Annotated in this window: 19 protein-coding genes; 13 read left to right on the top strand and 6 right to left on the bottom strand. The window is 34.1% G+C overall.

Going from position 1 to position 26778, the window contains the following annotated elements:
• Positions 1-22 precede the first annotated feature (22 nt).
• From T384_RS0103160 to T384_RS0103215, 12 genes are all read left to right on the top strand, one after another.
• Positions 23-577: an MG406 family protein gene (locus T384_RS0103160; RefSeq protein WP_027119813.1), complete on the top strand. Its 555-nt coding sequence runs from the start codon at positions 23-25 to the stop codon at positions 575-577.
• On the top strand, positions 543-1487 hold the full coding sequence (locus T384_RS06345; protein ID WP_052663479.1) for a F0F1 ATP synthase subunit A: 945 nt from the start codon (positions 543-545) through the stop codon (positions 1485-1487). The genes T384_RS0103160 and T384_RS06345 overlap by 35 nt, the downstream gene beginning before the upstream one ends.
• Before the next feature lie 39 nt (positions 1488-1526).
• The gene (atpE, locus tag T384_RS0103170; protein ID WP_027119814.1) at positions 1527-1820 is read left to right on the top strand and encodes an ATP synthase F0 subunit C; all 294 of its coding nucleotides are present in this window, start codon (positions 1527-1529) and stop codon (positions 1818-1820) included.
• A 27-nt stretch (positions 1821-1847) separates the two neighbouring features.
• On the top strand, positions 1848-2471 hold the full coding sequence (atpF, locus tag T384_RS0103175) for a F0F1 ATP synthase subunit B (protein WP_027119815.1): 624 nt from the start codon (positions 1848-1850) through the stop codon (positions 2469-2471).
• Positions 2464-3018 carry an ATP synthase F1 subunit delta gene (atpH, locus tag T384_RS0103180; RefSeq protein ID WP_027119816.1) on the top strand — a complete coding sequence of 185 codons (555 nt, stop codon included), beginning with the start codon at positions 2464-2466 and terminating at the stop codon, positions 3016-3018. The genes atpF and atpH overlap by 8 nt, the downstream gene beginning before the upstream one ends.
• A gap of 1 nt (position 3019) precedes the next feature.
• Positions 3020-4612: a F0F1 ATP synthase subunit alpha gene (gene atpA, locus T384_RS06350; RefSeq protein WP_052663481.1), complete on the top strand. Its 1593-nt coding sequence runs from the start codon at positions 3020-3022 to the stop codon at positions 4610-4612.
• Positions 4612-5463, top strand: coding sequence for an ATP synthase F1 subunit gamma (gene atpG, locus T384_RS0103190; RefSeq protein ID WP_027119817.1), 852 nt, complete (start codon positions 4612-4614; stop codon positions 5461-5463). Before atpA ends, atpG begins: the two co-directional genes overlap by 1 nt.
• 14 nt (positions 5464-5477) lie before the next feature.
• Complete coding sequence (gene atpD / locus T384_RS0103195; protein WP_027119818.1) at positions 5478-6875, top strand: F0F1 ATP synthase subunit beta; 1398 nt, start codon at positions 5478-5480, stop codon at positions 6873-6875.
• A gap of 36 nt (positions 6876-6911) precedes the next feature.
• On the top strand, positions 6912-7322 hold the full coding sequence (gene atpC / locus T384_RS0103200) for a hypothetical protein (protein ID WP_027119819.1): 411 nt from the start codon (positions 6912-6914) through the stop codon (positions 7320-7322).
• Positions 7323-7326: 4 nt separating this feature from the next.
• Complete coding sequence (locus T384_RS0103205; protein ID WP_027119820.1) at positions 7327-8598, top strand: hypothetical protein; 1272 nt, start codon at positions 7327-7329, stop codon at positions 8596-8598.
• A 139-nt stretch (positions 8599-8737) separates the two neighbouring features.
• Positions 8738-10525, top strand: coding sequence for a beta-glucuronidase (gene uidA, locus T384_RS0103210; protein ID WP_027119821.1), 1788 nt, complete (start codon positions 8738-8740; stop codon positions 10523-10525).
• A 197-nt stretch (positions 10526-10722) separates the two neighbouring features.
• A complete protein-coding gene (locus T384_RS0103215; protein ID WP_027119822.1) occupies positions 10723-11682 on the top strand; it encodes a hypothetical protein in 960 nt (319 codons plus the stop codon).
• 127 nt (positions 11683-11809) lie between these two features.
• Here the strand turns inward: T384_RS0103215 and ffh are convergent, their stop codons facing one another.
• The 3 genes from ffh to T384_RS0103230 form a co-directional block, all read right to left on the bottom strand.
• Positions 11810-13168 (bottom strand): signal recognition particle protein, encoded by a 1359-nt coding sequence (ffh, locus tag T384_RS0103220; RefSeq protein ID WP_027119823.1) that lies wholly within the window; start codon positions 13166-13168, stop codon positions 11810-11812.
• 21 nt (positions 13169-13189) lie between these two features.
• Entirely contained in the window at positions 13190-13909 is a 720-nt protein-coding gene (locus T384_RS0103225) for a hypothetical protein (RefSeq protein ID WP_027119824.1), read from the bottom strand.
• A gap of 235 nt (positions 13910-14144) precedes the next feature.
• Positions 14145-15254, bottom strand: coding sequence for an Abi family protein (locus T384_RS0103230; RefSeq protein WP_027119825.1), 1110 nt, complete (start codon positions 15252-15254; stop codon positions 14145-14147).
• A gap of 249 nt (positions 15255-15503) precedes the next feature.
• Here T384_RS0103230 and recA point away from each other — a divergent pair, with 249 nt between their 5' ends.
• A complete protein-coding gene (gene recA / locus T384_RS06355) occupies positions 15504-16511 on the top strand; it encodes a recombinase RecA (protein WP_156933125.1) in 1008 nt (335 codons plus the stop codon).
• A 232-nt stretch (positions 16512-16743) separates the two neighbouring features.
• On the opposite strand, the gene T384_RS0103240 is transcribed toward recA, so the two are convergent.
• The 3 genes from T384_RS0103240 to T384_RS0103255 form a co-directional block, all read right to left on the bottom strand.
• Complete coding sequence (locus tag T384_RS0103240) at positions 16744-21573, bottom strand: MGA_1079 family surface serine endopeptidase (protein WP_027119826.1); 4830 nt, start codon at positions 21571-21573, stop codon at positions 16744-16746.
• A 230-nt stretch (positions 21574-21803) separates the two neighbouring features.
• Positions 21804-22868: a Fic family protein gene (locus T384_RS0103245; protein ID WP_027119827.1), complete on the bottom strand. Its 1065-nt coding sequence runs from the start codon at positions 22866-22868 to the stop codon at positions 21804-21806.
• A 326-nt stretch (positions 22869-23194) separates the two neighbouring features.
• Positions 23195-26194, bottom strand: a complete 3000-nt coding sequence (locus tag T384_RS0103255) for a DUF31 family putative serine protease (RefSeq protein ID WP_027119828.1) — start codon at positions 26192-26194, stop codon at positions 23195-23197.
• Positions 26195-26778: the final 584 nt, after the last annotated feature.

Genomic DNA, 26778 nt, shown 5'->3' on the forward strand with positions numbered 1-26778 from the left:
TAGGGAGCGAAGGGAGTATGTTATGAATAAGGTTGCATTTTTAAGCAAATTTAAATCGCTTAATAAAACGGCATCTTCAACTTCAGATTTAGCTTGGTTTTTCAAAAACCTTTCTTATCTTGGGTTTGCCTTGCTTGGAATCATTATTCTAATTATTCTTGGTGTTACAAACACCGCTCCCTGAGGAACGTTGTACGCATGATTAGTTGGTCTCCCTTTTGGAATTGTTGCTGTCTTTTCATCAACAGTTATTCCAAAATTTTTAATGTCTTTAAGCTTAAAACTCAGTAAAAAAACAAATTCTCATAAACGTGGGGCGATGTTTTTTTCGACTATTGGCGGATTTTTGTTTATTGGTCGTTACTTTTTATACATCATTCCGATTATTATTGTAGCGGCTGTAAACAACTTTCAAGTTGATGGCATTTTCCATATCGCAGGTGTTGTTGCAGTTGTCGCATTAGTGCCAACTAATTCTATTTTTTTAAATTACGTTTTTTTCCGTTCTGACTTGAAAAAAATGATGAAGAAAGGAGTTCCAAATGTTGCCTCAGGCGATAGTCTTTCAGCAAACTAACGAAGCGCTCAAAGCAGCTAATCCAACACTGGCTTTTTTAAATACAAAGCCTGTTGATAGTATCGAATGGTTTCCATTCGAACCTACAGCTGTAATCTTTACAATTCCGCTGGCTGTTATTTTAATTGCCATCTTCTGTATTGTCTATTTTGTTAAAGCGCGACGTTTGAGTCCGAGTCAAGCCCCTAGTGGATATGTGCTCATGGTTGAGCAATATGTATTAGGCATGGAAAGCTTGACATTGGATTTATTAGGCGAAAGAAACCGTAAGGTTACACCTTACTTCTTATTGTTGATGACGTACTTAGGATTTTCCAACGTTTTTTCTCTGTTTGGAAATATGCCGCCACCAACAAGTTCATTAACAGTCACTTTTACATTAGGATTAATGACTTTTTTTGGGACTATAATTACTGGGTTTAAATACCAACGTTTAAGTTACTTAAAAGAATTTACGTTCAATGTCAAAATTAAAGGTCATAAAGTTCCAGTTATGATCAATCCTTTAAATATCATTGAAGAAATTTCCCCACTACTATCTATTTCAGTTCGGTTGTGAGGTAATATCTTCGCTGGAACATTGATTATGGCTTTGTTTTACGCATTGTTCCAATTAATTTTTGCAAGCGTTAATCCAGTACCATTAGGTCTGGCCCTTGGTAGTATTTTTGGCGGGGTCGTTGCCTCGGCATTCCACTCGTATTTTGACGTTGGGATCGCGTTATTGCAAGCGTATGTATTTATGCTCTTAACGTATTCTTATTGGTCTAACAAAATGAATGCTGAAGAAGGCCAAGCCCACCACAAAAAAGGCAAACGCCGTGCAAAAAAAGTTGCTGTTGAAATCAATTCCCCTGGTGTTTCAATGAATGTGAAAACAACCAACCTAAGCGATCACGATCGCATCTAAAATTCATTCTTAATAAAACTATATTTGGAGTATAAACTTATGGATAACATTATCTTACACCTTAGCGACATCGTTAACCAAACATTCGGTGGAACATCAGCCGATGGCACAGCAAAAGCCGGAGCATATATTGGTGGTGGTGCAGCCATGGCCGCAGCCGCTGGTGTGGGTGCAGGTCAAGGTTTCGCAGCTGGTCAAGCTTGTGTGGCTTTAGCTAGAAACCCTGAAGTTGAAAGTAAAATTAGAACCCTTTTCATCGTTGGAAGTGCCATTGCCGAATCTTCAGCTATTTACGGATTAATTATTGCGATTATTTTAATCTTCGTTGCTTAATCGTTTGATCTAAAATGGAGCTGTAAAATGTATAAGAAAAATCCTTACCGTAAAATTCAACGTATTCTTGTTGCTTTAACTGGGGTTGTTTTAATTCCGCTTATCGTAACTTCATGTGCTTTACCAGATGAATTTAATCAGGATAACATTGTTAACCAATTCTTTCCTAATTTCTGGGTTTTCATCGCGCACATTATCGCTTTAATCATTTTGTTGTTCTTCATGATTTACTTTTTATGAAAACCAACAAAACGGAATCTTGCTGCGCGCAATGCGTTGATTCAAAAAAATATTGATGATGCTGCTAATGCTCAAAAAGAAGCATTAACTTTCTTGCAAGAAGCAAACGATAAACGCTTAAAAGCAAGTATGGAAGCTTCACAAATTGTTTCCCAAGCGACCCACGAAGGATTCAAGATTAAATCTGAAATTGAAGACAGTGCAAAACGTAGTGCTAACATGACTATTCAAAATGCCAAACAAGAACTTTCACGCAGGGAACGGGTCCTACGTGAAGAAATGCACGAACAAATCATTTCGGTTGCTTTAAATGTCTCTGAAGCCTTGACTAAGAAAAACATTTCCCGTCAGGACAACGAGAAGTTTATTGAAGACTTTATTAAAGAATTAGAGGAAGCTAACATTGAATAAAACACGCTTATTTAGTTTCGCTCGGGCCTTATATGATTTGGCTGAAGAAAAAAACTTACGTCATGAGATTTATCAACAAGCTCTTGATTTAATGGAATTGGTTCAAAATAATCCCGACCTGCTAAATATCTTTTGTTCACCGATTATTAATCAAGCCTCAAAAAATGATTCTGTAACTGCAATTTTTGGCAAATTTTTAAATCCGTTATTCTGTGATTTTTTACGAGTTGTAATCGATATGCGAGAGTTTCATTCGATTCGACTTATCATTAAAAAATTTCTAGGAATTGTTGAACAAGTTGAGCACGTTCGTTACGTTCGGGTGACATCAGCTTATCCACTAACAACTGAACAACTTGATAAGATTAAAAAAATCTTAGAAAAGAAACTAGCAACCCACTTAATTGTGCACACGAAAATTGATCCAAGTGTGATTGCTGGTGTTCGGGTTGAAACTGAATCGAAATCATTTGACTCAACAATTCCAGGGAAACTAAAAAACATCAAGGGTCACTTATTATTACAATTGGCTGGAGGTCAAATTTAAAATGGCAATTAATCTAAGCGAGTTCGCTTCAATTATCAAGGATCAGGTAAAAAAATACTCTGACAAGATTGTAACTAACGAAAAGGGTCATGTTATCACAGTAGGTGACGGGATCGTAAAAGTTAGTGGCCTTGATGAAGTTGTTTTAAACGAACTTGTGGAATTTGAAAACGGCGCGTACGGAATGGCTTTAAACCTTGAAGTTAATAACGTTGGTGTCGTTATGTTGGGAAATTATTTTAACTTACGCGAAGGTTCGTTAGTTAAACGAACTGGAAGAATTGTGCAAGCTCCAGTTGGTGACGCTTTATTAGGCCGGGTCGTTAATGGGATTGGAATGCCAATTGATGGTAAAGGCGAACTTAAAGATGTAACCTATGCGCCGATTGAACAAGTAGCGCCTGGGGTTATGGCTAGAAAATCAGTTAGTGAACCACTTGAAACTGGGATCTTAGCAATTGATTCAATGTTACCAATTGGTAAGGGTCAACGGGAATTGATCATTGGTGACCGTCAAACTGGAAAAACCACAATCGGAATTGATGCCATCATTAACCAAAAAGGGAAAGATGTTTATTGTATGTATGTTGCCATCGGGCAAAAGAATTCGTCCATTGCGCAAATTGTTGCCCAATTAGAACGAGCTGATGCGATGAAATATACATGTATTGTTTCATCTACAGCTAGTGAAATTGCCGCGTTATCATACATTGCTCCATTCACTGGTGTAACTATTGCTGAACACTGGATGCATCAAGGCAAGAATGTTTTAATTGTTTATGATGATTTGTCCAAACACGCGGTTGCTTACCGGACGTTATCATTATTATTACGTCGTCCTCCAGGTCGGGAAGCTTACCCTGGTGATGTTTTCTATTTACACTCACGATTGTTGGAACGGGCCGGAAGATTAAACGAAGCCGCTGGTGGTGGTTCAATTACTGCGTTACCAATTATTGAAACCCAAGCTGGAGATATTTCAGCATATATTCCAACTAATGTAATTTCAATTACAGATGGACAATTGTTCATGGTAACCAATTTATTCAATTCAGGTCAACGTCCAGCGATTCACGTTGGGTTGTCAGTTAGTCGGGTCGGATCAGCAGCACAAATTAAAGCTGTCAAACAAATGTCTGGTAGTTTAAAACTAGAACTTGCCCAATATCGTGAACTTGATGCTTTTAGTCAGTTTGGTAGTGACTTGGATGCTGAAACTAAAAAAATTCTGGACCACGGTAAACGGGTTATGGAAATGTTGAAACAACCAAACGCCAAACCAATTGATCAAATTCTTGAATCAATTTTATTGTTTAGTATTAAAGAACGTTTTATCAAATGAATTCCGGTCGAAGAAATTCAACGCTTTAAATCATTTATCATTGATAAATTTTTAAACGGAGATTTATACAATAAACTAGCAGCAGAAAAAGCCTTTAGCAAGGAATTGATTGAAGCCTTCAGAACCCAATTTAATGCGCTAGTAAAAGAATTTATTGTAACGATCCCTAATTACGACGCAAGCAAGTTTGGTGATTGCACTGAACTTGACGACAAACCCATGAAAGCAGAAGCACAAGGCGGAACTAAATAATGGCGTCAATGCAAGAATTACGTCGTAAAATGGATAGCATTACCATAACCGCAAAGATTACTAAAGCGATGCGGATGGTAGCTGCTGCAAAGCTTCGTAAGTTTCGTAATTTATTTACCGAAGTTAACGAGTTCTATCATGAATTTTATGATGTAATTGGAAAAATTATTGGTAGCTGTGGCAGCATTGCCCAAAAAAAAGTAGACGAAAATGCGCCAACTTTATTTGTAATCTTAAGTTCTTCGTTAGGGTTATGTGGAGCTTATAACATTGGGATGAATAAGCTTTTGTATTCCATGTACAAAAAGAATGACAAAATTATGCCGTTAGGTAAAAAAAGTATTGGTTACTGAAAAACTAAAGGTCTTGAAGATGCTTTAGTGGCTCCGAAAGATTTACAAGATAACGACATTAATTTTGGTATCAGTCTTAAAATTGGTAATGATATTTTTGCAGATTACGAAGCCGGCAAATATGGGAAAGTGGTAATTGTTTATTCCCACTTTGTCAATACCCTAGTACAAGAAGCAAAATCAATCCAAGTTTTACCAATTGATACAAGTTTATTTAAAAATGATTCTAAAAAAACTGAAAGTATGGCAGACTTTGATTTTGAACCAGACAAACGTGAAGTTTTAGCTGGTTTAACACCCCAATTTTTGCAAGCTGTTTTATATGGATCAATGATTGAGTCAAAAGTGTCTGAATATGCCAGCCGTCAAAACGCAATGGAAACTGCAACAAACAATGCAACCGATTTGTTTAATAATTATTTATTAGATTTCAACCAGTTACGCCAAGCTTCCATCACGCAAGAAATTACAGAAATTGTTGCTGGTAGTGAGCAATAAAAGGAGAAGAAAGAATGCCTCAAATTATCGGAAAAGTGTATCAAGTAATTGGTCCCGTTGTTGACGTTATTTTTAGCACGGAAAACCAAATGCCTGAAATTAACGATGCATTGATTACTAAAATTAATGGAAAAGAACTTTATCTTGAAGTTTCCCAATTAGTTGGTGACGATGTTGTACGTTGTATTGCCATGGGAGCAACTGATGGTTTAGCTCGCGGGACAGAAGTTGTCAGTACCAAAGGTCCAATTTCAGTTCCAGTTGGAAACGACGTTTTAGGTCGGATGTTTAATGTTGTTGGTGATGCCATTGATGGTCAAGCACCATTACCGGCAACTGTAAAACGGATGCCGATTCACCGAACTTCACCTACTTTTGAAGAACAATCAAACAGTCTTGAAATCTTTGAAACAGGAATTAAAGTCATTGACTTATTAATCCCTTATGCTAAAGGTGGTAAGATCGGGTTGTTTGGTGGAGCTGGTGTTGGTAAAACCGTATTAGTTCAAGAATTAATTCATAACATTGCAACTGGTCATGGTGGTTTATCAGTATTTGCTGGTGTTGGTGAACGGACTCGCGAAGGGAATGACCTTTATTACGAAATGATTGAAGGTGGTGTTATTGATAAAACCGCATTAGTGTTTGGTCAAATGAATGAACCTCCAGGCGCTCGGATGCGGGTGGCTTTAACTGCGTTGACTATGGCTGAATACTTCCGGGATTATAATAACCAAGACGTTTTGTTATTCATTGATAACATCTTCAGATTTACCCAAGCTGGTAGTGAAGTGTCAGCGTTGTTAGGTCGGATGCCATCAGCGGTTGGTTATCAACCTACATTGGCTTATGAAATGGGTGTTTTACAAGAACGGATTACTTCTACAAAGAGTGGTTCAATTACTTCGGTTCAAGCAATTTATGTGCCAGCCGATGACTTAACAGACCCTGCTCCTGCGACAACTTTCAGTCACTTGGATGCAAAAACCGTTTTGGACCGGAACATTGCTTCGTTAGGGATTTTCCCGGCTATTAACCCGCTTGATTCAACAAGTCGTTTACTTGACCCGAATGTTGTTGGTTTAACTCACTATAAAGTAGCTCGAGATGTTCAAAAGATCTTACAAAAATTCGCTGAATTGCAAGATATTATTGCCATCTTAGGAATTGATGAATTATCTGAAGAAGACAAAATTACAGTTGCTCGTGCAAGAAAAATCCGCAACTACTTGAGTCAACCATTCTTCGTTGCTGAAAAATTCTCTGGTAACAAAGGGAAATATGTTCCGTTAGTTGAAACCATTCGTGGCTTCCAAGAAATTCTTTCAGGAAAACACGACGACTTACCAGAAGCTGCATTCTTCTACGTTGGTTCAATTGATGAAGCAGTTGAAAAAGCCAAACACTTATAGTTGTTACTTTAATTTTCAAAAGAAAGGTGTGATGCTATGGCCGGAAATAATTACAAGGTAAAAATCTTAACGCCTCGTGGAGTAAAATTTGACGAGGAAGTTCGAATGATGGAAGTCAAAGCCCCTGAAGGCTATATTGCATTAATGGCAAATAATGCTCCTTTTGTTGCAAACGTTAAACCAAATGTGATTTATATAACTCATCCTGATGGGGAACGAGAGCCAGCCATTTTAGATCAAGGTACTGTTTATGCTACACGAACTGAAGCCAAAATCTTTTGCTTAGATTTTGTTTATGCTAAAGATGTGGATGTAGTTGCAACCGAAAATGAAAAACGGGAATTAGAAGCACGGTTGGCAGCGCTTCAAGATTTGAAAGAAAAAATCAAAGTTGAACGCTTACTTGCTTTTGAATTACTTAAACTACGCGAAGGACCTCATAAATAAAAACATGGCCGTTTTCCGGATTGAAGGTTGCTTAACCCAAGCTATCCAAGACCCTTTAAAAAATGGATTGTGAGTTGAGTTTAAAAACTCTGGTTTACATCTTATTAGTGACCAAAATATTGATCGAATTAACCAGTTATTTGATGCTGCTTGTGGAATCAAGGCGCCAATAACTGGTAATTTTGTCTATGACGAAGAAATATTTTGGGAATTATCCGAACTTAAGCGAAGCGAGATTTTAAACCACAAATGTAGCGTTTTTTCTTTATATGAATTAGAACGGATGCACCATTTAAGTGTTAGTCATATTATTCGGGATGATTTGTTAATAAATAATTTTTCGCGCTCCAAAATTAAAGATCAACTTGAAACAATACTTTCGCAGTTTGATTTAAGTTCATACCGTGATCGTTTGTTCACTGATTTATCTACTCAACAACAGTATCAAGTTTTAGGCGCAAAACTATTGTGAAAAAATCCCCGTTTTGTTCATCTGAATTTATCATCAATTATTGAAAATGAATTTTTTGGAAAAGATTTTTTAGAATATTTTGAAAAACTGTTTCTTGACAATAACGTTGTTGGGATAGCATATATTAACAACACTGACAATTTGCTACAAAGTCATATTGTTAATTTATCAGATGAACGCAATTTTTTTGCTGCAGATATGATTTACAGTATTAAAAATGAATCACAAAAAATCCACAATTGGACATCTTTAATAATTAGAAATATGCTTCGCTCATTGCTAATTGGATTTAACCTTGAAAAACTTTATTATGTTTTTTGGTTTATTTTAACTGCAGCTTTTATGACAATTGCAGGTTTTCTAAATTCTTTTGACTTTAATGAAACTTTTTCCTTACATTTTGCTAATTTTGATTTGAATGCTTTTTTACGAGCTGTTTCATTATTAGTCCAAATTGCTGCAAGCGGTTTTTATGTCTTTTTGTTTGCAAGAAGATATCAGAAACATCATGCTTTAAGAAACTTTTTAATTGCCAAAGGTTTTGCACGTATTGTCTTGATTAATAATTATTTAGTAATCGTTGTTTATCTATTTATTTTTAGTACTTTAATTAATTTGATTATTAATTTATCTATTTTATTTTCGGTTGCCCAAATCAGTTTTCAAGCATTGGGTGTTTTGTGACCTATCGTTGTTTTATTTATAATCAATACTTCCGCTTTAATACCCTATTATTTATACACTTTTAAAACTTATAATTTGAACATCAACGATATCGTTCATGGGGTTCAAAAAATCGTCTAGTTTTTTGCATCATTTTTTTATTTTGCACGATATTAACATCTAACTTTAATTAGTTTATCTATAATTTAATGGCAGTTTTACTTGTGATTGAATATTTCAATCGAAGTAAAATAAAGATTAATAAAGGAAGATAAACAAGATGCTAGCAGTTCGTCAAACCGCATCCCGCCAAGTGACTAATTTAGATGGTTTATGGGATTTTGTTGTTGATTATGAAAATGTTGGATTAAAACAAGAATGATTTTTGAAAAAACTTAAAAATCCCATTAAGATGCCAGTCCCTGCATCATATAATGAAATTACTCTAGACAATAATATCCGAGAGCATGTTGGTTATGTGTGATATCAAAAAACCGTAGTGTTACCAGTGGACTGTTCAAATCAACGTTATATTTTACGTTTTGGATCAGTGACTCATGCTGCCATGGTTTGAGTTAACGGTGTTAAAGTTGCTGAACATACTGGTGGATATTTACCATTCGAAGCTGATATTAGTGATCTTATTAATGATAAGAAATCATTTGTCATTACTGTTTTGTGTGATAATCGTTTAAGTTTTCAAACAATTCCTCCAGGAAACGTCACAACTGATGAACTAGGAAGAACTAAAATGAAATTCTGACATGATTTTTTCAATTATGCTGGAATTCATCGGTCAGTTGCAATCTATACAAGACCGCTCACTTATGTGAAAGATGTTCGAATTGTTACCGACATCGAAGACAAAACAGGATTTATTAATTATCAAGTTTTAGTTGGTGGCTTTAAAAAAGAAGTTCACGTCCACTTGTATAATCAAGATGGTAAGGAATTATTAAAGGCTGCTGGTGCTAACGGGAAAATAAAAATCAATAATGCTCATTTTTGACAACCTGGCGCTGCATACTTGTATACTTTGAAAATTCGGGTTGGAGATGATGTGTATCCAGTTCGTGTTGGTATTCGAACAGTAACTATTAAAGATAGCCAACTATTAATAAATAACAAACCAGTATATTTACGGGGTTACGGACGCCACGAAGATAATCTAATTCGTGGTAAGCAACACGATCCAGTAATGTTGGTTCATGATTTTGAAATTATGAAATGACAAGGCGCAAACTCCTTCCGGACAAGTCATTATCCGTATGCTGAAGAAGTCTTGGATTATGCTGATGAACAAGGCTTTATGGTTATTGACGAAACTGCAGCTGTGGGAATGAATATGGGGGTCGATGGTGGAGCTTTTGGGCTTGGCAAAAAGTTTGAAACTTTTAGTGAAAAAACAATTAACCAAAAAACGCAAGATGTTCATAAGCAACACATTTTAGATTTAATTGCTCGCGATAAAAATCACCCAAGTGTTATTATTTGATCAATTGCCAATGAGCCAGAATCACATACTGAAGGTGCTGCCAAGTACTTTGAACCACTAGCAAAATTAGCTAAAAAAGCTGATCCAACTCGTCCGGTTGGTTTTGTTAATGTAATGCTAGCTCCTCCTGAACTTGACAAGATTACGGGATTTTTTGACTTAATAATGCTTAATCGTTATAACGGATGATATTTTCAAACTGGAGATTTAGCAGCCGCTGAACGAAGTCTTGAACAAGAAATTAAACACTGAATTAAAAAACACCCTGGATTACCGATTATCTTTACTGAATACGGGCCAGATACTTTAGCAGGTCTTCATGATTTTTATCATCAACCTTGAAGTGAAGAATACCAAGCAGATATGCTAAGTATGTTTCATAAGGTTTTTGATCGTCATCCAGAAGTTGTTGGAGAACAAATGTGAAACTTTGCAGACTTTATGACTGTATCTGGAATTATGCGTGTTGGGGGAAATAAAAAAGGGATGTTCACTCGTGACCGTAAACCCAAACATAATGCTTATGTTGTTCGTGACCGCTGGCTTAAACTGAAAGCCAAATTAGGCAATTAAAATACTATTCTTTTTTATTTTTTGATAAGTTATTTAATTAAAAAGGCCGATTTAGGGTAATCGGTTTTTTTAGTTATTGTTTTTTTTATGAATTTTTATTTACATATAGTTCTATAATAGGTTTTACTTTGAATCATTAGTCAGACCAATAATCACAATTCATGTGATGTCATTCTTATATTTATTAGGAAAATAAAATGAAAAATCGTTTTAACATTAAGGCTTGGATTGGAACTTGAACGACCTTAGGATTAATTGGATTAATTGTTCCAGTTGTAATGGTTTTAGATTCTAAATTTGACCCGAATACAGCATTAATAGTTAAAGAAGAAAAACCAGTTCAACCAGAAACTCCTTCGTCACCACCTCAACCACCGATTGTTCTTAGTCCAACAGAACAAAGCGCTGCAAATTATTATCAAAATTTGCGGGCACAACGTTTTATCGTTCGCGATTTGGCTGCTGGCGAAGGTGCTAATTTATCAGATCGATCTTCAATTACAAACGCTTCAACGATTGATTCAATAAACAATCTTTTAGATGCTAATTCTGCTAAACTTGTTGCTCCGGGTGCAGACCTGGTAGGTTTTGTTTTGCAATTTCAAATTCAACCTGCAAATATCATTGAAGGATTTTTACCAGTTAAAATTATTTTGACTGATCCTTCTAAACAGCCAACGGTTTTCTATAATGCTAACGGAACAGTAGGCACTGCTGAAAGCGCTGGAGAAATCGTTAATTTTGGAGGTTATCGAACATTACCGTCCTTGGTTGCTCAACAATATATAGACCTTCAAGACAGTATTAGAGGAAACTTCACCGTTAATAGTGCTTCATCAACTAAAACTGCATCCCAACTTGCAGCGGAATTAACAACAGCTAATGCTGCATCAGATTCTGCTACAATGCTTAACACGCTTAAAAATTCTGTACTTGCAAATTTTGGTTTAGCTCCTCTATTTGGACAAATTACAAATCTTGGGTTTAAATTGCACGCAAACAACATATCGCCTAGTGATGCTAATGGGACCTTAACTTTTAGTTTAGTTTTAGTTAGCGGTGATGGAACCGTTTATAATTTGCAAGGTAATCCTGTTTCTGCTGCAAACCCATTTGCGGGAATTGCGATTACAGTAATAGGAGCGGCTACTTCTTAGTAAAACATTATTTTAGATTTTAGTAATCTTGATCTTATCATTCAATATACGAACTAAAAAACACCATTTCAGTCTAATCTTAATTTAAGATAGATTGTAACGGTGTCTTTTTAGTTAAGTTTTAGATTTAGAAGTTAAATCCGCCCCCACCCTTCATTAAATCTAAGAATGGATTGCGTCCTTTTTGAAGCATTTTTCCCATTTGTTCCATTTTCTTTGAAGCTGTGTCTCATTCTTTGAGAAGTTTATTTAATTCATCTGGTTTTCGGCCAGAACCTTTGATGATTCGAACTTTACGACTTGAATCACGTTGTAATAATTTTGGTTGTCTTCTTTCTTTTAAAGTCATTGAAGACATCATGATTTTCCAAATACCGAGTTTTTGTTCAACTTCTTCAATTTTGTCGTCACTAATTTTACCTGCACCAGGAACCATCTTCATAATCGAACCAAGTGAACCCATTTTTGACATTGCACTCATTTGTTTCATTAAATCGTCTAAATCCATTCGTCCTGAAAGCATTTTTTGCATTGTTTTCATGGCGTCTTTTTCATCAACTGTATCAGCCGCTTTTTCAGCTAGGGTCATCACATCACCTAAGCCCAAAATCCGGTCTGCCATCCGTTCTGGATAGAACAGGTCTAATGATCCTAAACGTTCACCAATTCCTGTAAATTTAATTGGAACATCTAATAAACTAGTTAATGACAATGCAGCCCCTGCACGTGCATCAGAATCTAATTTCGTGATAACAATTCCCGTTAACTTAAGAACCCGGTGAAATTCGGTTGCAACATTAATGATTTCTTGACCAGATAATCCGTCAACTACCATGATGATTTCATCAGGATGAACTGCTTTTTTAATACTGACTAATTCATCCATTAATTCTTGGTTTGTTTGCAAACGTCCAGCAGTATCAAATAAAATTGCATCATTATTTTGGGTTTCAGCTAACTCTAAAGCCTCAATTGCCGTAGTTGCTGGAGCTTGGGTTCCTTTTTCATAGAAGTTACACTTAACTTCTTGAGATAAGGTTCTTAATTGTTCAATAGCTGCAGGACGGTAGACATCCAAAGCAACCATTAATGGATTCTTTTCGTGCTTGGTTTTTAAAAGCGTGGCAAGTTTTCCGATTGAAGTAGTTTTACCTGAACCTTGCAATCCGACCAGCATTATTTTTAAAGGTTTAAGAGCGTAATTAATCCCTTGGGTTTTACGTCCTAAAATGTTAATTAATTCATCTTTAATGATTGTTAAAAAGATTTGTTGGGGATCTTGACCGACATTGACCATTTGACCAACTGCTTTTTGTTCAATGTCTTCAATGAATTTTTTGACAACTTGTAAATTTACGTCAGCATCTAATAAAGCAATTCTGATTTCTTTTAAAACATCTGCGATATCGTCTTTTTGAATAGTTTGTAAATCCAATCGCCGGCGCATTTTTTTGGCAACGATGGATGCGATCATACTTTTTAACATAACTTTATCTCCTAGATATTTTTAACTTAAATTTTTGCATTCATTTAAAATTCAGTTGGCAATTTGTAAACTGACTTTTTTAAATTCTTCGGTAATTTTTTGTTCATTGACTTTGGATATTAAAGTCACGGCGTTTTGATTCTTAAGTAAGGCTTTAGGATCAAACAAACAAGTCCCATATACTAAGTTATTAAATCAAAGATTAATAATAATTGTTTGGGAGCTACCGCTATCTAACTTGTAGACAATGTCTCCATATTGAGAAATTACTTGCGTCTTATTTTCTCATAAATTTAGATAATAAGCATAATGCTCTAAATAAGATTTTTGAAAACCACTGATGTTTTGGTAAACGGCTTTTTCTTTTTCTTCGTATTTTAAATCCAGTATATCAGATTTAACACGTCTAAAAGTTTGAATTTTTTTTCTTAAAAATTGAAGTAATTTTTCGTACTTATTTGCATTATATTTAATTTTAGATTCGTAAGTTGATTTTGCATTTTTCAATTGAAGATTTAAATCAATTAAATTATGTTCTAAATCTAATTTGGTCTGTGAGCTATTTTTATGAGGTCTTTGCTGCTGAATCAAAATATCATCTATTTGTTTTTGCAATAAATCCATTTCGGATTTTGTTTTTTTTAATTCTTCGACAGGATAAAACTTGCATGCAGCAACGATTTTTGGATTAACTTTTATTTCATTATTTTGAATTTTTTTAAAAAAGCCAATTCAAGACAAAAATTCAATCTCTGTTAATAGGTTTGTCCAACGTTTTAATGACGCTTGTTGCTCGTCATATAAAGTTTTTCCAATCTGTTCTAGTTGGGCTCCAAATTTTTGCTTAAATCAATTGTCTTGCGCAATATAAAAATAGTCAATTGAGTAACCTTCTTTAAATAATTGCTTTTGGAGCCATGTGTGTTGATATGAACTTATACTAATGCCCTCTTATTAAATTTTTAGTACTGATATTTTACCAATTTATTGTGTCTTGCATTAGTAGTTTCAATCGTTCTGAGATCGTTTCTTTCTGAAATAATTGCTTAATTTCTTTAACTATTTGTTTTGGAGGGATGTTTAAACAGCCTTCTAAAAATTTAACAAAAGATATTAACCCATATTTAAAGCCACTTTTTGGTTCAATTTTAACAACCTGAGATAAGAAGTCTCTGGTTTTTTCTAGTTTTAAAACATCGTTTTGAACTTCTTGTAAATTGTATGAAAAATTATATATTTGATCGTTGTGTGCAATAATGTTTCGAACCGTTTTCATTCAATCTAAAAAAAGATCAAAACTATTATTAAAAGTATTATCAAAGTCATTATCAATTAATCATTTGGGATTACTAATAAACTTTTTAGCGATTTGGTATTGCACTTTTGGTGATAAGCAGTGATAGATTGCTATTGTGCGATCAAATGTTCAGTTAGTAGCTAATATCCAAATTGGCAATCAACAATTTTCGACCGCTTCATCGTTTGGGCGTTTGTTAATATAGTCGTTAATGATTGTTGCAATTTCTGGACATTTAGTTATTTCCTTTTTGTATTCTTCAATCGTTTTATTGTATTTTTCTTTAGAAACAGGACGAGATATTAAATCTCTTTTTAATTGTCAGATGGCAGGAATAATTAGATTTTTGTTATTTTTTTGCTTTTTGAAAACTTTATAGACTTTTTTGTGTTGATCAAATATCTTTTCTAAATCTTTATCTTTAACTGCGCCAATAAGACCATGAGTTTCAATATTTGCTTCAAATAATAATTGAGCAATTTGATTTGCCACTAAAGTATTGAATTGAATCTCAGCAGACTTTAGCAAATAGCGTGATATTGTTGAACTAATATTTCGATCGATATCAAATATTTTACAAAGGTCTTGACCATTAAATTCTGGTTTAAAAATATTTTTTTCATAGTCAAAAATTAATGGTTTAGCACTTGATACAACTCTTTCGTAGCCGTAAGAATTTAAATAAAGTTCAATTTTATTTTTTTGTACTGTGTTCATCTTCAATTGGTAAAAAGCTTCTAGGCGATTGAGTTGTTGAACTGCACTTGTGTAGACTTTTAGTGTATTCATAATTTTAATAATCGTATTTTCTAATTGTTAGATATTTGAGAGTGATGATTCAAACGATGTTTGAAACGCTTTGTTTGATCTTTATTAATTATAATTAGTAAGTATTATTATTCAAATTTTTTAGGTCTTTAATTACTTTTTTTTGATTCTTTAACACAATCATTTTGACCGAAAATAAAAAATATTTGAAAATTTTTTCTTAAATTTTGAGGTTTTTCGACATTCTATTTAATGGAGGACAAAAAAGTTATGCTTAAAGACGACAAAATATATGAGCAAGCAGTTGCTGAAATCCAAAAGCGTTATGGTAAAGAAAGTTTAAACTTCTTTAATAGCAATGCCGAAAATAAATTTCCTGCAATTTCAACAGGAAGTTTAAAACTTGATAAGGTGCTTGGAATTGGTGGATTACCACAAGGCCGAATAATTGAGATTTATGGAAATGAATCTTCTGGAAAAACAACTCTTGCTTTACAAACTATTGCTCAATGCCAAAAATCTGGCGGTAAAGCCGCTTATATTGATGCTGAACACGCTTTAGATCCAAGTTATGCTAAAAACCTTGGAATTGATTTACAAACGCTATTAGTAGCTCATCCCCAGCATGGCGAGCAAGCCTTTTCGGTAATTGAAGCTCTTGTAAAAACAAATATGATTGATTTAATAGTAGTGGATTCTGTAGCCGCTTTAGTCCCTAAAGCCGAGCTTGAAGGAACAATGGAAGACCAGGTTGTAGGGCTACACGCTAGAATGATGTCAAAAGGATTACGCCGGTTGCAATCATTTATGGCAAATTCCAACACTTGTATTGTTTTCATTAATCAAATTCGCGAGAAAATCGGGATTATGTTTGGTAATCCCGAAACAACCCCAGGTGGGCGGGCCTTATTATTTTATAGTTCGGTACGCTTGGAGGTAAGACGCTCGGAATTATTACGTGATGAAAATCAACACGTTGGAATTAAATCCAAAGTTACTGTAGTAAAAAATAAAGTGGCTCCACCGCTTGGAGTTGCGTATATTGAAATCTACTTTAATAAAGGTGTTAATTACCGTGCTGAAATAATTGACTTTGCAGTGCAATATGGAATTATTGAAAAAGCCGGATCTTGATATAGTTTTAACTCTAATAAATTGTGTCAAGGTAGAGAAAATTTATTGAAGTTAATTGAAAACGATAATACTTTATTTTCCGAAATTGAAACTTTGACTTTGACAAAAGCAACACCTGTTAAAAGACCTAAATCACAAGCGTAAAATAATTACGTTTCAAACATTTTTAAATCTTAGTAGGCTTTAGTCTATTAAGATTTTTTTATTTGTATAAGTTACCTTTTTTATTTCATAAAAAACGTAAATACTAAACTAGTTAAAATTTATTTAATTCAGGATAGTAGATTCACTAGATTAATTTAAACAGCTTAAAATATAAGCATGTCAAAATTTGGTGTTTGTTAAGTTTGATTTGACTTCAATTGAATTTATTAATTTATTTGATTGTTGCAAATAAAGGGTAAGCAACAGGATCATATGCATTGGCTCGTAAGTATGTTGCAGTAAAACTGGCTGGATTTTGTTTATCTAAAACGCTAATTCCATCAGCGTTTCCACCCCAAAAATCAAAACCACTACGATCTAATTTTCAAGCGACTAATAATGCTCTTGGAACACCTGAATTAATAGCCGCAACGTATTGACCATCGTTGCTAATGACACCGGTTCCAGAGTTTCCAGCATCGTGATAAATTGGATTAATTCCATCGCCTCTAAAGACATAATTATTATCACTGATACTACCATCTAAACGACGGTATAAATATGAAGCTTGATTTCCATATGGGAAACCACTGAATGAGTAATCATAAGTTACGCCATTTTGGAATGGACTTCAGTTTTGATTATCATAAGATATATTTAACGGTTTTAAGTTTTTCCAATTACTTAACCAATTGTACATATCATATTGGCCATTATCTAAAGCGCTTTGCAAAGCGCTTTTAATATCGACAACCGCAATTGCATAATCGACTGATGTTTTGCCCTTACCATCTTTACTTGTTTGGTCTTTGCCATCCCAAAATTCTTTGGAATCAACAGCGACCACGTTTTTACCACCCCAGTAACTGAAACCATTGTAGTACATGTTACTAAAGTCATTACTATGCTTGGTAATCCCAAAATTTTGGTTGGGATTATTCACGGGAGTAGGATCAAAGATGTTACGTGGGTGATCATAAACGTGATTATTAGTTACCATAAAATAACGGTAATCGTTTGGATCGTCAGTAAGTTTTCGCAACATACTTAATGATCCATAACTACCCGCAAAAGTACGAGCTTTAACATCATCAAAACCCGGGTAGTTTGCTGTATCACTTACATATTCCAAGTTCATTTTATAACCTTGGGTTCATTTGTAGTCTAAATTTTGGTTTGGGTTAAAGATAAATGGATCAACATTATCAGGTTGTCCCTTTAAAATAATTGGTTCATTTAATTGGGTAAACGTTACGTGATTGTAATCAAATAGATTCGATCGGTAGTTAATGAAATTTTCATTAGCAACTTGATTAGTATATCTAACTGCAACATTACTAACAACGTAGTCTAAATAAAAAGCGGTGTTGTTATGTAGTACACCAAACTGGTTTTGTGGTGTGGCAACAACATTGGTGTTGACATCTTGTAAGTAATTGTCTGTAATTTTAAAAGTTGGATTATCTAATACTAATTTAACATTCAGCCCGCTAGCTGTTAATGTTGTTGTAATAGTGTAATTAATAGTTGGAGCAGGAGCATTATTTAATAAAGTATTACCTACTGCAGTTTTATGAAACACCATAGTTTGATTTTGCGCTTGTTTAAGTTGGTTGTAATTCAAACTAATTTGGATTGGACGATTACTAAAAAAATCAAAAGCCCGATCATGAGTGTTATTGACACCACCCGTAAATTTCAAGTTAATGATTGGATCACCAATTGTGGGTTGATTAGAATTATTTAATAACGGGTCGTAATATTTTTTATCAAGCGTAAATGTCGCACTCGTACGGTCTTGATCAATTTGTCAAGTAGCATCTTTTTTAGCTAATTCTAATTTACGCAAGCGGGTGACATTAAGATTATCAAATTGAACACTAGCCATATTTTGATTGCTAAATAAATTTGAATTATTGACATCTAAACTTGTGTTGGTCAAATTATTAAAGGCCGTGGCTTGATCAAGTCCTGTTGTTCCAGCAGTTTTTTTGAAACCAGCAATTTGAATTCAGGTATTAGAAGTTTGTGTTTGGTTGTTTTCATTAGTATATTTAAAACGCACAAAAAGCGTTCCATTGGCATTGTCAGGCTGTGCTGCTTCAGCAATTTTAAATTCATTAATGAAACGTTTACTTTGGTATTTTTGGTACATAAATTTATCTGATCATTTAACACGAATGGCTTCATTTGGGTCAATTACAGTTGGTGTTTTTGAATTAATAAAACTCATAAACTGTTGTGGGGTGACACCACTGATGCCACTAATATTACTAGTATCAACAAATAAATCCTGACGACGGATGTTGTTTAAATCTTGTCACAGATATTTACTATCGGCTAGTTTATTTCCTAAATTAGTTAAAGTAACTGTCTTGCTATGGCCACGGATAGCCGGATTTCGTTTATTAATAAAACCAATTTTAAAGGTAACGGTTTTATCATTAAGTGCTTTTACATCATAATAAGCAAAGAAATAATTGCTTCTTAGTGAATTAATGTTAACAGGTGAACTTGGATCATTAGAAATTTGCCCAGGTGGGACTGTTATTGTCCCACTAGTTTCATGACCAGATATTCCAGCATCTTTGTCAGCAACAGGATTATCTAAACCAAATTTATTTTTATCGCCTTCACTTTCGGTTGGAGCTGGTGGAGTTGCACCAGTGAAACGTAAGAAATATTTAATGTTTTGGTTGGTCATTGCCTTTGGTTCTAAATAAGAAAAACCATTGGTTGTAATCAAAGCAAAATCACTACCATTAATTTGATTAGCTTGGTTTTGAATATCGGCTGAATTTGGTGTTGTAAAATAAGCATCATTAAATGAACCATCATCAATTGGATCTTGTTGTTTAACAAAGTTTGGAATATTCAAACCATTCCCGTTAGTTTGTATAACGGTCGCAATTGGGGTATTTTCACCAGTCCGTGTAAGTTCAATTGCAAAGTGATATGCGCCATTTAAATCGTCGTATGGAACAGATTGGTTAGGGTTATTAAATGGTTTTAAAGTCAGCGTATATCCAGGAACTTGAATGGGCTCAAAGTCAGCATTCAAATTTACTGCACTTGCCATGATTGCGTTCATATTAGCGTTGTTTTTAGGACGAATGTAAGTTAATGGTCGGGCTTGAATATTTTTAATTAAAGTTGCTTCAGCATCACTAATTGCTTGGGAATTAAAATTGAGAGTCACATTAAGGGGAACAATAACGTTAGTGGTTTTATTAACGGCATTTAAAGCAACTACTAATTGTTGATCGCGGTCAGCAGTTGTAATGTTATTAATTACCAAGTTTCCATTCGCATCACGTTGAACAACACCGTTGCTACGAGTTTGGTCAATATTCAAAATATCTGAAAGGGCAATTGACCGGATTTGGTTTCAACTAGCTTGATTCATTTTCAATCAGGAAGGATCAGAATAATTATTGGAATTAAATCATGCCCGAGCGCTTTGAAAATTTGGTCCTTCAAAAGAATTTCAAAGCCGTTCGTACTTGTTAAACATATTTGGATCTGTGCTATCTGTCGCAGTCCCTTTAAAGTCAATACTATTAGCTGCTTTTTCAATGGCATTAACAAATAACAATTGCATTCGAGTCATTCTTGATTGGCCCACAAATATTTTTGTGTATCGTTGACCGTTGGCTGTGAAGAATTGTTTTGGCGTAGTTGCTAAATTTTTAATTGAATCAATTGCAGCTTGTTGAACACCAACTGCGATGTTATTATCATACTGTTGGGTTCAGTTCTGAAGGGGAACATTTACACTAGAAACCTTGATAGGATTTTCATTGTTTTTTAAATAAATATCAACAATTGCATCTGACCCAGCGATATGGTTAATTTTAAAACTGAAATAATGGTTGTATTTAGAAACAAAGTTATTTAAAAATGCGGGGTCATTAAACTGACTAATGTTATTCGTATCGCGTAAATTAGAAGGAAAATCAAATAAGGTTTCTAGTTTACCTTTGCCAGCCTCATCTTTTGGATCAACATTATCAACATTTGTTTTAATTTGATTAATTAATGTGTTTAAATCATTCGTTCCAAGCGCATTAAAAGTCCGAACCATCTTAATGTGATATTTTTTATCTTTCGAAAATAAATTAAAAGTTAAGATCGATTGATTAATATTTTCAGGATTAACACTAATGTTAACCAGCTCATAAGGATATCCGTTAACATCATCCATTTGGAAATATGTTTGGTAATTGTTAGGAGTAATACTAGCTGAAAACAAAGCTAATTGAAAGCGGGAAATACCTGCGCTTTTAGGAACCAAATCAATGTTGGTTTTGGCTACTGATCTGAGAACATTATATTCACTTGCTTCATGTAATACCAATTGCTTGGGACTACTTACAAGATTTTGATCACTCAATTGATATGACAAATTCATAGTTCCTTTGGCTTGATCATATGTATGATTTAAAATTTTTAAATTTAAATTGTTCAAGCCTTGGGTTTGTAACTTAGTAAGTACATCACTTGCTAAGTTGATATTGTTAACATCAGTATTAACATCTTGAAAGTTAGCATCACTAATTGGTTGGTTAGTAAATACTAAGTCTTGCTGCTCAAGATTGAACTGATTAAGCTTTTGTTTTAGTTCTGCCTGAGTATTTAGTTCAGGTTGATTGCCAGTTGGTTCAGATGAACCAACTGGACTTGAAGGAGAAGGATTAGTTGCCGGAATTGAACCAGATGGTGGCATATTTGGGTTTATGTTTGTTGGATTTTGGTTTTCATTAGCTCCTGGATTATTTACTGGGGTTGTTGGGTGGTCTGCGGTTTTAATATCTGTAGCGTTTGTGCGAGTAGTTAAAACAGCTGAAGGTACAATTATGATAACAGCCGCTGCTGAGATTGCACTTGCAACAGCAGAAATAATAATCCGTTTTCGGCGGATCTTTTTGAGGCGATTAATTTCGTTGTTTCTATGAGCAATCTTAACTTGAAAAATATTGTTGCTATTAGAAACAATTTTACGAGTAGGATTAACCGGCGGTTTAGTTTTTACGATAAAAGGATTGATATCTGTTTTTTTCATTTAATAATTATTCATTTCAATAAAGATTTAATCATTCCAAGAATTTTACATTATTAAACAACTTTTGATGTAACAACGCAGTGAACTTTTATGTGTCAGGTCTTCCCAAAATAAGAGCTAGAACGAAGAAACAGCTTTTAGTTTCTGTTTAGATGTTTGGACAATTTTGAATGGTAGATTATTTTCATTCAGCAAATAAATAAAAAGCAGCTAAGTGTTGTCAATAATTCCTATGATTTAAGTGAATATTTTGTACTTTTTGTTGTTCCTTTTTTCAATATATAACCATGTTTTACGAGATTACTTAAAATTTTCCTAAGTGCATCGTATTTTATCTGAAGGGTTTGCAGTTCTAGTATCTGCTTAACTGAGAGAGAAACTTTAGGTTTAAAAAGGCTTAGAATGTGTGATGCTTTTTCGGTTAATTTCATAGCGTCGTCTTGTTTTGGTAAATTTTTTAATTTTTGCTCTAATCTTCTTTTTTGAATTACGAGACAATTAATAAAGAAAGATAACCAAGGTTCATAGTTGACTTCGGCTTCGTTTCAAATTGACATTTGGGTTGCTCGTATTGACTTATAAAATTCAATTTTATTAGCTTCAATAATACTCTCAAGCGACGAACACTTGACATATGAGTAACCGCACTTAAGCATTAAAAAAGTTGTTAACAGACGTGAGAGTCTCCCATTACCATCCGCAAAAGGATGGATTGCTAAAAAATGGACGATAAATATTCCAATGATTATTAGTGGGTGGACTTTTTTTTCTAAATTTTCATTAGTTCATTGAACTAGTTTTTCCATCATAAAAGGTGTATCAAAAGGAGTAGCTGTTTGAAAAATTATTCCCTGAATTTCACCATCTTTAGTGGAAACAACGTGGTTAGACACTGTTTTATAATTGCCTTTGTGATATTGGTCTTTATCAGAGAAGATCATCAATTCTTTATGAAATGATTTAATAAAATTTTCAGAAAATGGAGTATCTTCATAAGAATCATAAATCTTCTTTATGATGTTTGCGTATCCTGCAACTTCTTGTTCATCTCGATTTCTAAATGAGTTAATTTCTATTTGATCAAATATCTCATCAACCTGCTCATCTGATAAAACATTTCCTTCGATTCGATTTGATGATCCAATTGACTCAATAGTTGCAAATCTTATTAACTGATTCAAAACAATCTCTGAAGGAAGATTAACACCGGATTGTCATTTTCCTCTAAAAAATTCAATTTCAGAAATATCCATTAAAATTTTTAAAGTAATTTTCACTCTATCCAAGTTAGGCATAGGTTAATCTCCTGACGTCGTTTTAACTAAAATTAAATTAGCAATATTAATTGGATTATCTAAAACAAAAAATCTTTCGATAATTTCTAAATGAAAACGTAAAAACTTTAACATTATCAAATATTATCGAATCAACGATTATTTTATCAGATTTTATCGAATAATCGACATTTTTTATCATAATATATCGAATAATTCATATTTCTTTATCAGAATGTATCGAATAATCCGTATTTTTATCGAATAGATATTTAAACCACTCTAATAGTAAGTATAATATCTTCTAATTATGATGAGAGTTTTTACTCAAATTTTTGTTCGTTTATCTATTTCAAATTCAAGATCCGGTATTCTTCTGGATGTTCATTATGCAATTTTTCTAATGCGCTATACAAAGTATTATTGGCTGGCGTGTTCGCCATTGGGGTTGCTCCGCCAATAACATCATAATAACCGTTAACCCGTAATTGGACAATTTGTCCGAAGAAGTTTTGCGCTTGGGGGTTTGGTGTATCACTATAAACCCCGCGGTAGATTCCTAAAACTACATCTGGATTATTAGTAGATAAGAACGGACTGCCGGAAGATCCACCACTAACATTTAAGTATTGAACGGATTTAGTTACACTAATGTTTTGGACATGAGTAGATATATCACCCGGTTTGGAATTAGCACCATTCGGATAGAAATCTAAAGGTTGAGTGGTATCCCGTCGAATGTTTCCATTAACAACTGAATCTGTTAAGGTACCGTGTTGTAACATTTGGTCGATCTTGTTGACTTTAGTAAACATAAATCCGCTACCAATTTGACCCCGGTTTTGACCAATATACAACTCTTCTTTAGCTGTTCCATTGTCATCACCTAAAGAAGCAGGATAACCTGCTGTATAACCTAACAATTGTAAATCAGTAGAGGTGTGATCAAATCCGTCAGTTGGATTATAAGTTGTCTTAGCAAATTGTAAATCTGGGAAGTTAGCTAATGTGTTTGTAGTCAAGTGCTGGATGAAAGCAGCATTCCACGTACGAATTTGATTTTCATTGTGCCCACTTGTTGCTTGTGATTTAGAAACGAGTTGCTGTGCTCACGTTGCTACTGGTATCTTAGCATCTTTTGCTTGCTTTAAACTTGCTTTTAGTTCTGGTGATAAGAAGTTAACTTTCATCACAGCAAAATCAATTGCTAGTTTGACACTTGTCGGTTGGTTATTGATATTGATTGTCACATTATCAGTTACATTTGAATCATTCGTGATTTCGCCTGCTTGGTTTTTAGTTCAATGATCAACTTTAGCTGTTAAATTTGTAGCTGAATAAACATAATCAATATCACCTTTAGCATAGTCAGATCGAGTTAAAGCAGTTTGGGTATCATCCCATTGGCCTTGGGGGTTACGTTGCAACATGAATTGTTCAGGATGATTGTATTGCTTATTAGCACTTCAACTATAATCAATAATGCTTTGATCAAGCTGGCGTTGTAAGAATGCTGTATAAACGTGTAAGTTTGTACCAACATAATAAGAATAGAAATTCGGGTCATAAGGATCATCAGTACTGGATGCTTTACCAATTAATCAACCAGTTCCTCCCACAGATTGAATGTTTGGTTCTCCTTGAATACCAAGTTGTTTATTTGCATCAAAATTAACATGCAAAGCAACAACCCGATTAGCCATAAAATCAAAGGCTTTTTTGTCTTGGGCATTATTTTTTAAATCAACATTAGTTGTTAAATGGCCTTGTGCCGTTGGTGATTGTCCCACTTGGAAATAAGGGAACATGTTATTAGCTGGTCGAACATTGTTTTCAGCAATTGTATTTGTAAACGAAATTGTTGGGTTTGGGGTGTCACTGGATGGGTTGAAACCAGTAAGTAAAATCTTTGACATTGTTCGACGGACAAAGTCTCTGGAAGTGTCGCTTTGCAAGGAAATGTTGGCCGTGATGCTAACTTCTCCGTTTTTTGAATAATTTGAAGTTTGGTTAATTCCTAAAAACGAAACTCTAATCCGTGGATCAGATCCTGCTAGGTCAAAATATAGGTGTGAATTGCTTGGTGAAATAAAGGATTGATTTTCGGGAATATATGTTTCGCTTCCCAACTCAGTAATTGCTGGAGTAACAGTAATTTTTTGCAAGAAAGGTAGTACATTTTTAAATCCGGTAATTGTTTTTGTTTGAAGGTTAGTTTCTGCATTAAAACTGTTTCGCAATTTATATTTAAATGTAATTGATCGCTTCGCATTATTAAATGTTAAATCAGAATAAATAATCTGATTAACTTGTTCATCAGCAGGGGGTTTAGGATTAGTAGTTTCAGTATATGTTAAAGTATCTTCTAAATCACTTGGTCTGACTTCACTAGCAAATTCACGATCAGCAATTAGTTTTGAAATACTGTCTTGGTTAAAATTAATAATCGGATTGAAGGGACTTAGGGCCTTTAAATTATTTACTGAGCCATCTTTTTGTACTGAAGTCTCGCCCTGCTTTTCAAGCGTATATTTGAATTTGAGAATCCCTGTTTTCTGATCTGGATTAAGACTGTCCGTTACTATATGAAATGTGACACCTTCTGGTAAGTTGTCAATTGTTACTTTTTGTAAAAAGTTATCATTAGTTACTTGATCTGGACGGGTTGTCGTATCAGCAGCATTAAAGTCCAAATTATTAATTTGATTTAAATATGCTTGCGTTGTTAAAAAATCCGAAAAGTTGAAACGGTAGGTAGTTGACGAGATCTTTTTAGATGCAATATCTTGTAAATTAAACGTTAAGGTTCAATTACCTGTATTGTCGTCTTGATTAGAAATTTGAACATTGATAGGTTTAAACTCTTGTGTCTGATAGTTTATTTCAACATATTGGCTGTAGTTTGTTCCAATGATTGAGCTAGGAAGAACACTAGGGTCTTGACTGTTAACAGTTAAAGCTAATTGTTCAGGAAAAACCACAGTCTTCTCTTCAGACTTAGGATCTGGTTTTTCAGGATTAGGATTACTAGGTTCTTTGGGTGATTGTTCACCCGCACCGGGTTTTTCTGGCTGCTTGGGTGGATTTTCTGGATCAGAGGGAGTTGTTGGTTGAGTGGGACCAGCTGGTTCAACTGGGTCTGGTTTTACTGGTTGTTTCGTTGAATCAGTATTTGGTTTAGAATTTACGTTGTCGTTTGATTCAGATTGAATTGGCGATGGTTGTAATTCAGAAGAAGTTGAAGTAGATGCGCATGCTGAAACAACAAAAGCTAAAGCCGATAATCCACTAAAGCTTAATCACCAATATTTTTTCGGATGTTTTTTCGTCTGCTTAAATTTGGGCATGAATATGTCCTTCTGAAATTTGACAAGAAGAGATATACAAAAATGGTACTTTCTCATTCTATTTACACTATATATTTTATATTTATTTAAAAAACAAATGGTTTGAAACCTTGAGATAATCAATTAGGAAAATGGGACAATGATGGTAAAAATGATTATTTATTAGCTCTTTTCTAGCCTTAAAAAATTTAAAGGAAAAAAGTTATCTTAAGCTATCCTGGTTTTTGATTATTTTGAAAAAAAGAATGCTAACTATCGCATGGGTAGGTGCGTTTCGGGAAGTAATGATTTAAGTGTGTTAATGTCTAGATTTCTTTGAAACCATTGACATCGTGTTATTAAAAGTATACTAAAAAACGGAAACGCTTTCGCAATTTTCCGTTTTTATCATTATTTAAACGCGCAAATCTTTGACTCTTGGTCAAGATTGAACAATAAATTAAGTGTTTGTATTTATTCTGGTTGCAAATCTATATCAAATAGAATTTCGAGTTGCTGAATTATACTTTGCCAATTACGAACTTTCATTTGCCTATCGTCGCGTTCGTAATTCATGATGCCTAAATAAACAATTTTTAGAATTG

This window comes from Mycoplasma testudinis ATCC 43263, assembly GCF_000687795.1.
In the GTDB taxonomy this organism is placed as follows: Bacteria; Bacillota_I; Bacilli_A; order Mycoplasmatales; family Mycoplasmoidaceae; genus Mycoplasmoides; species Mycoplasmoides testudinis.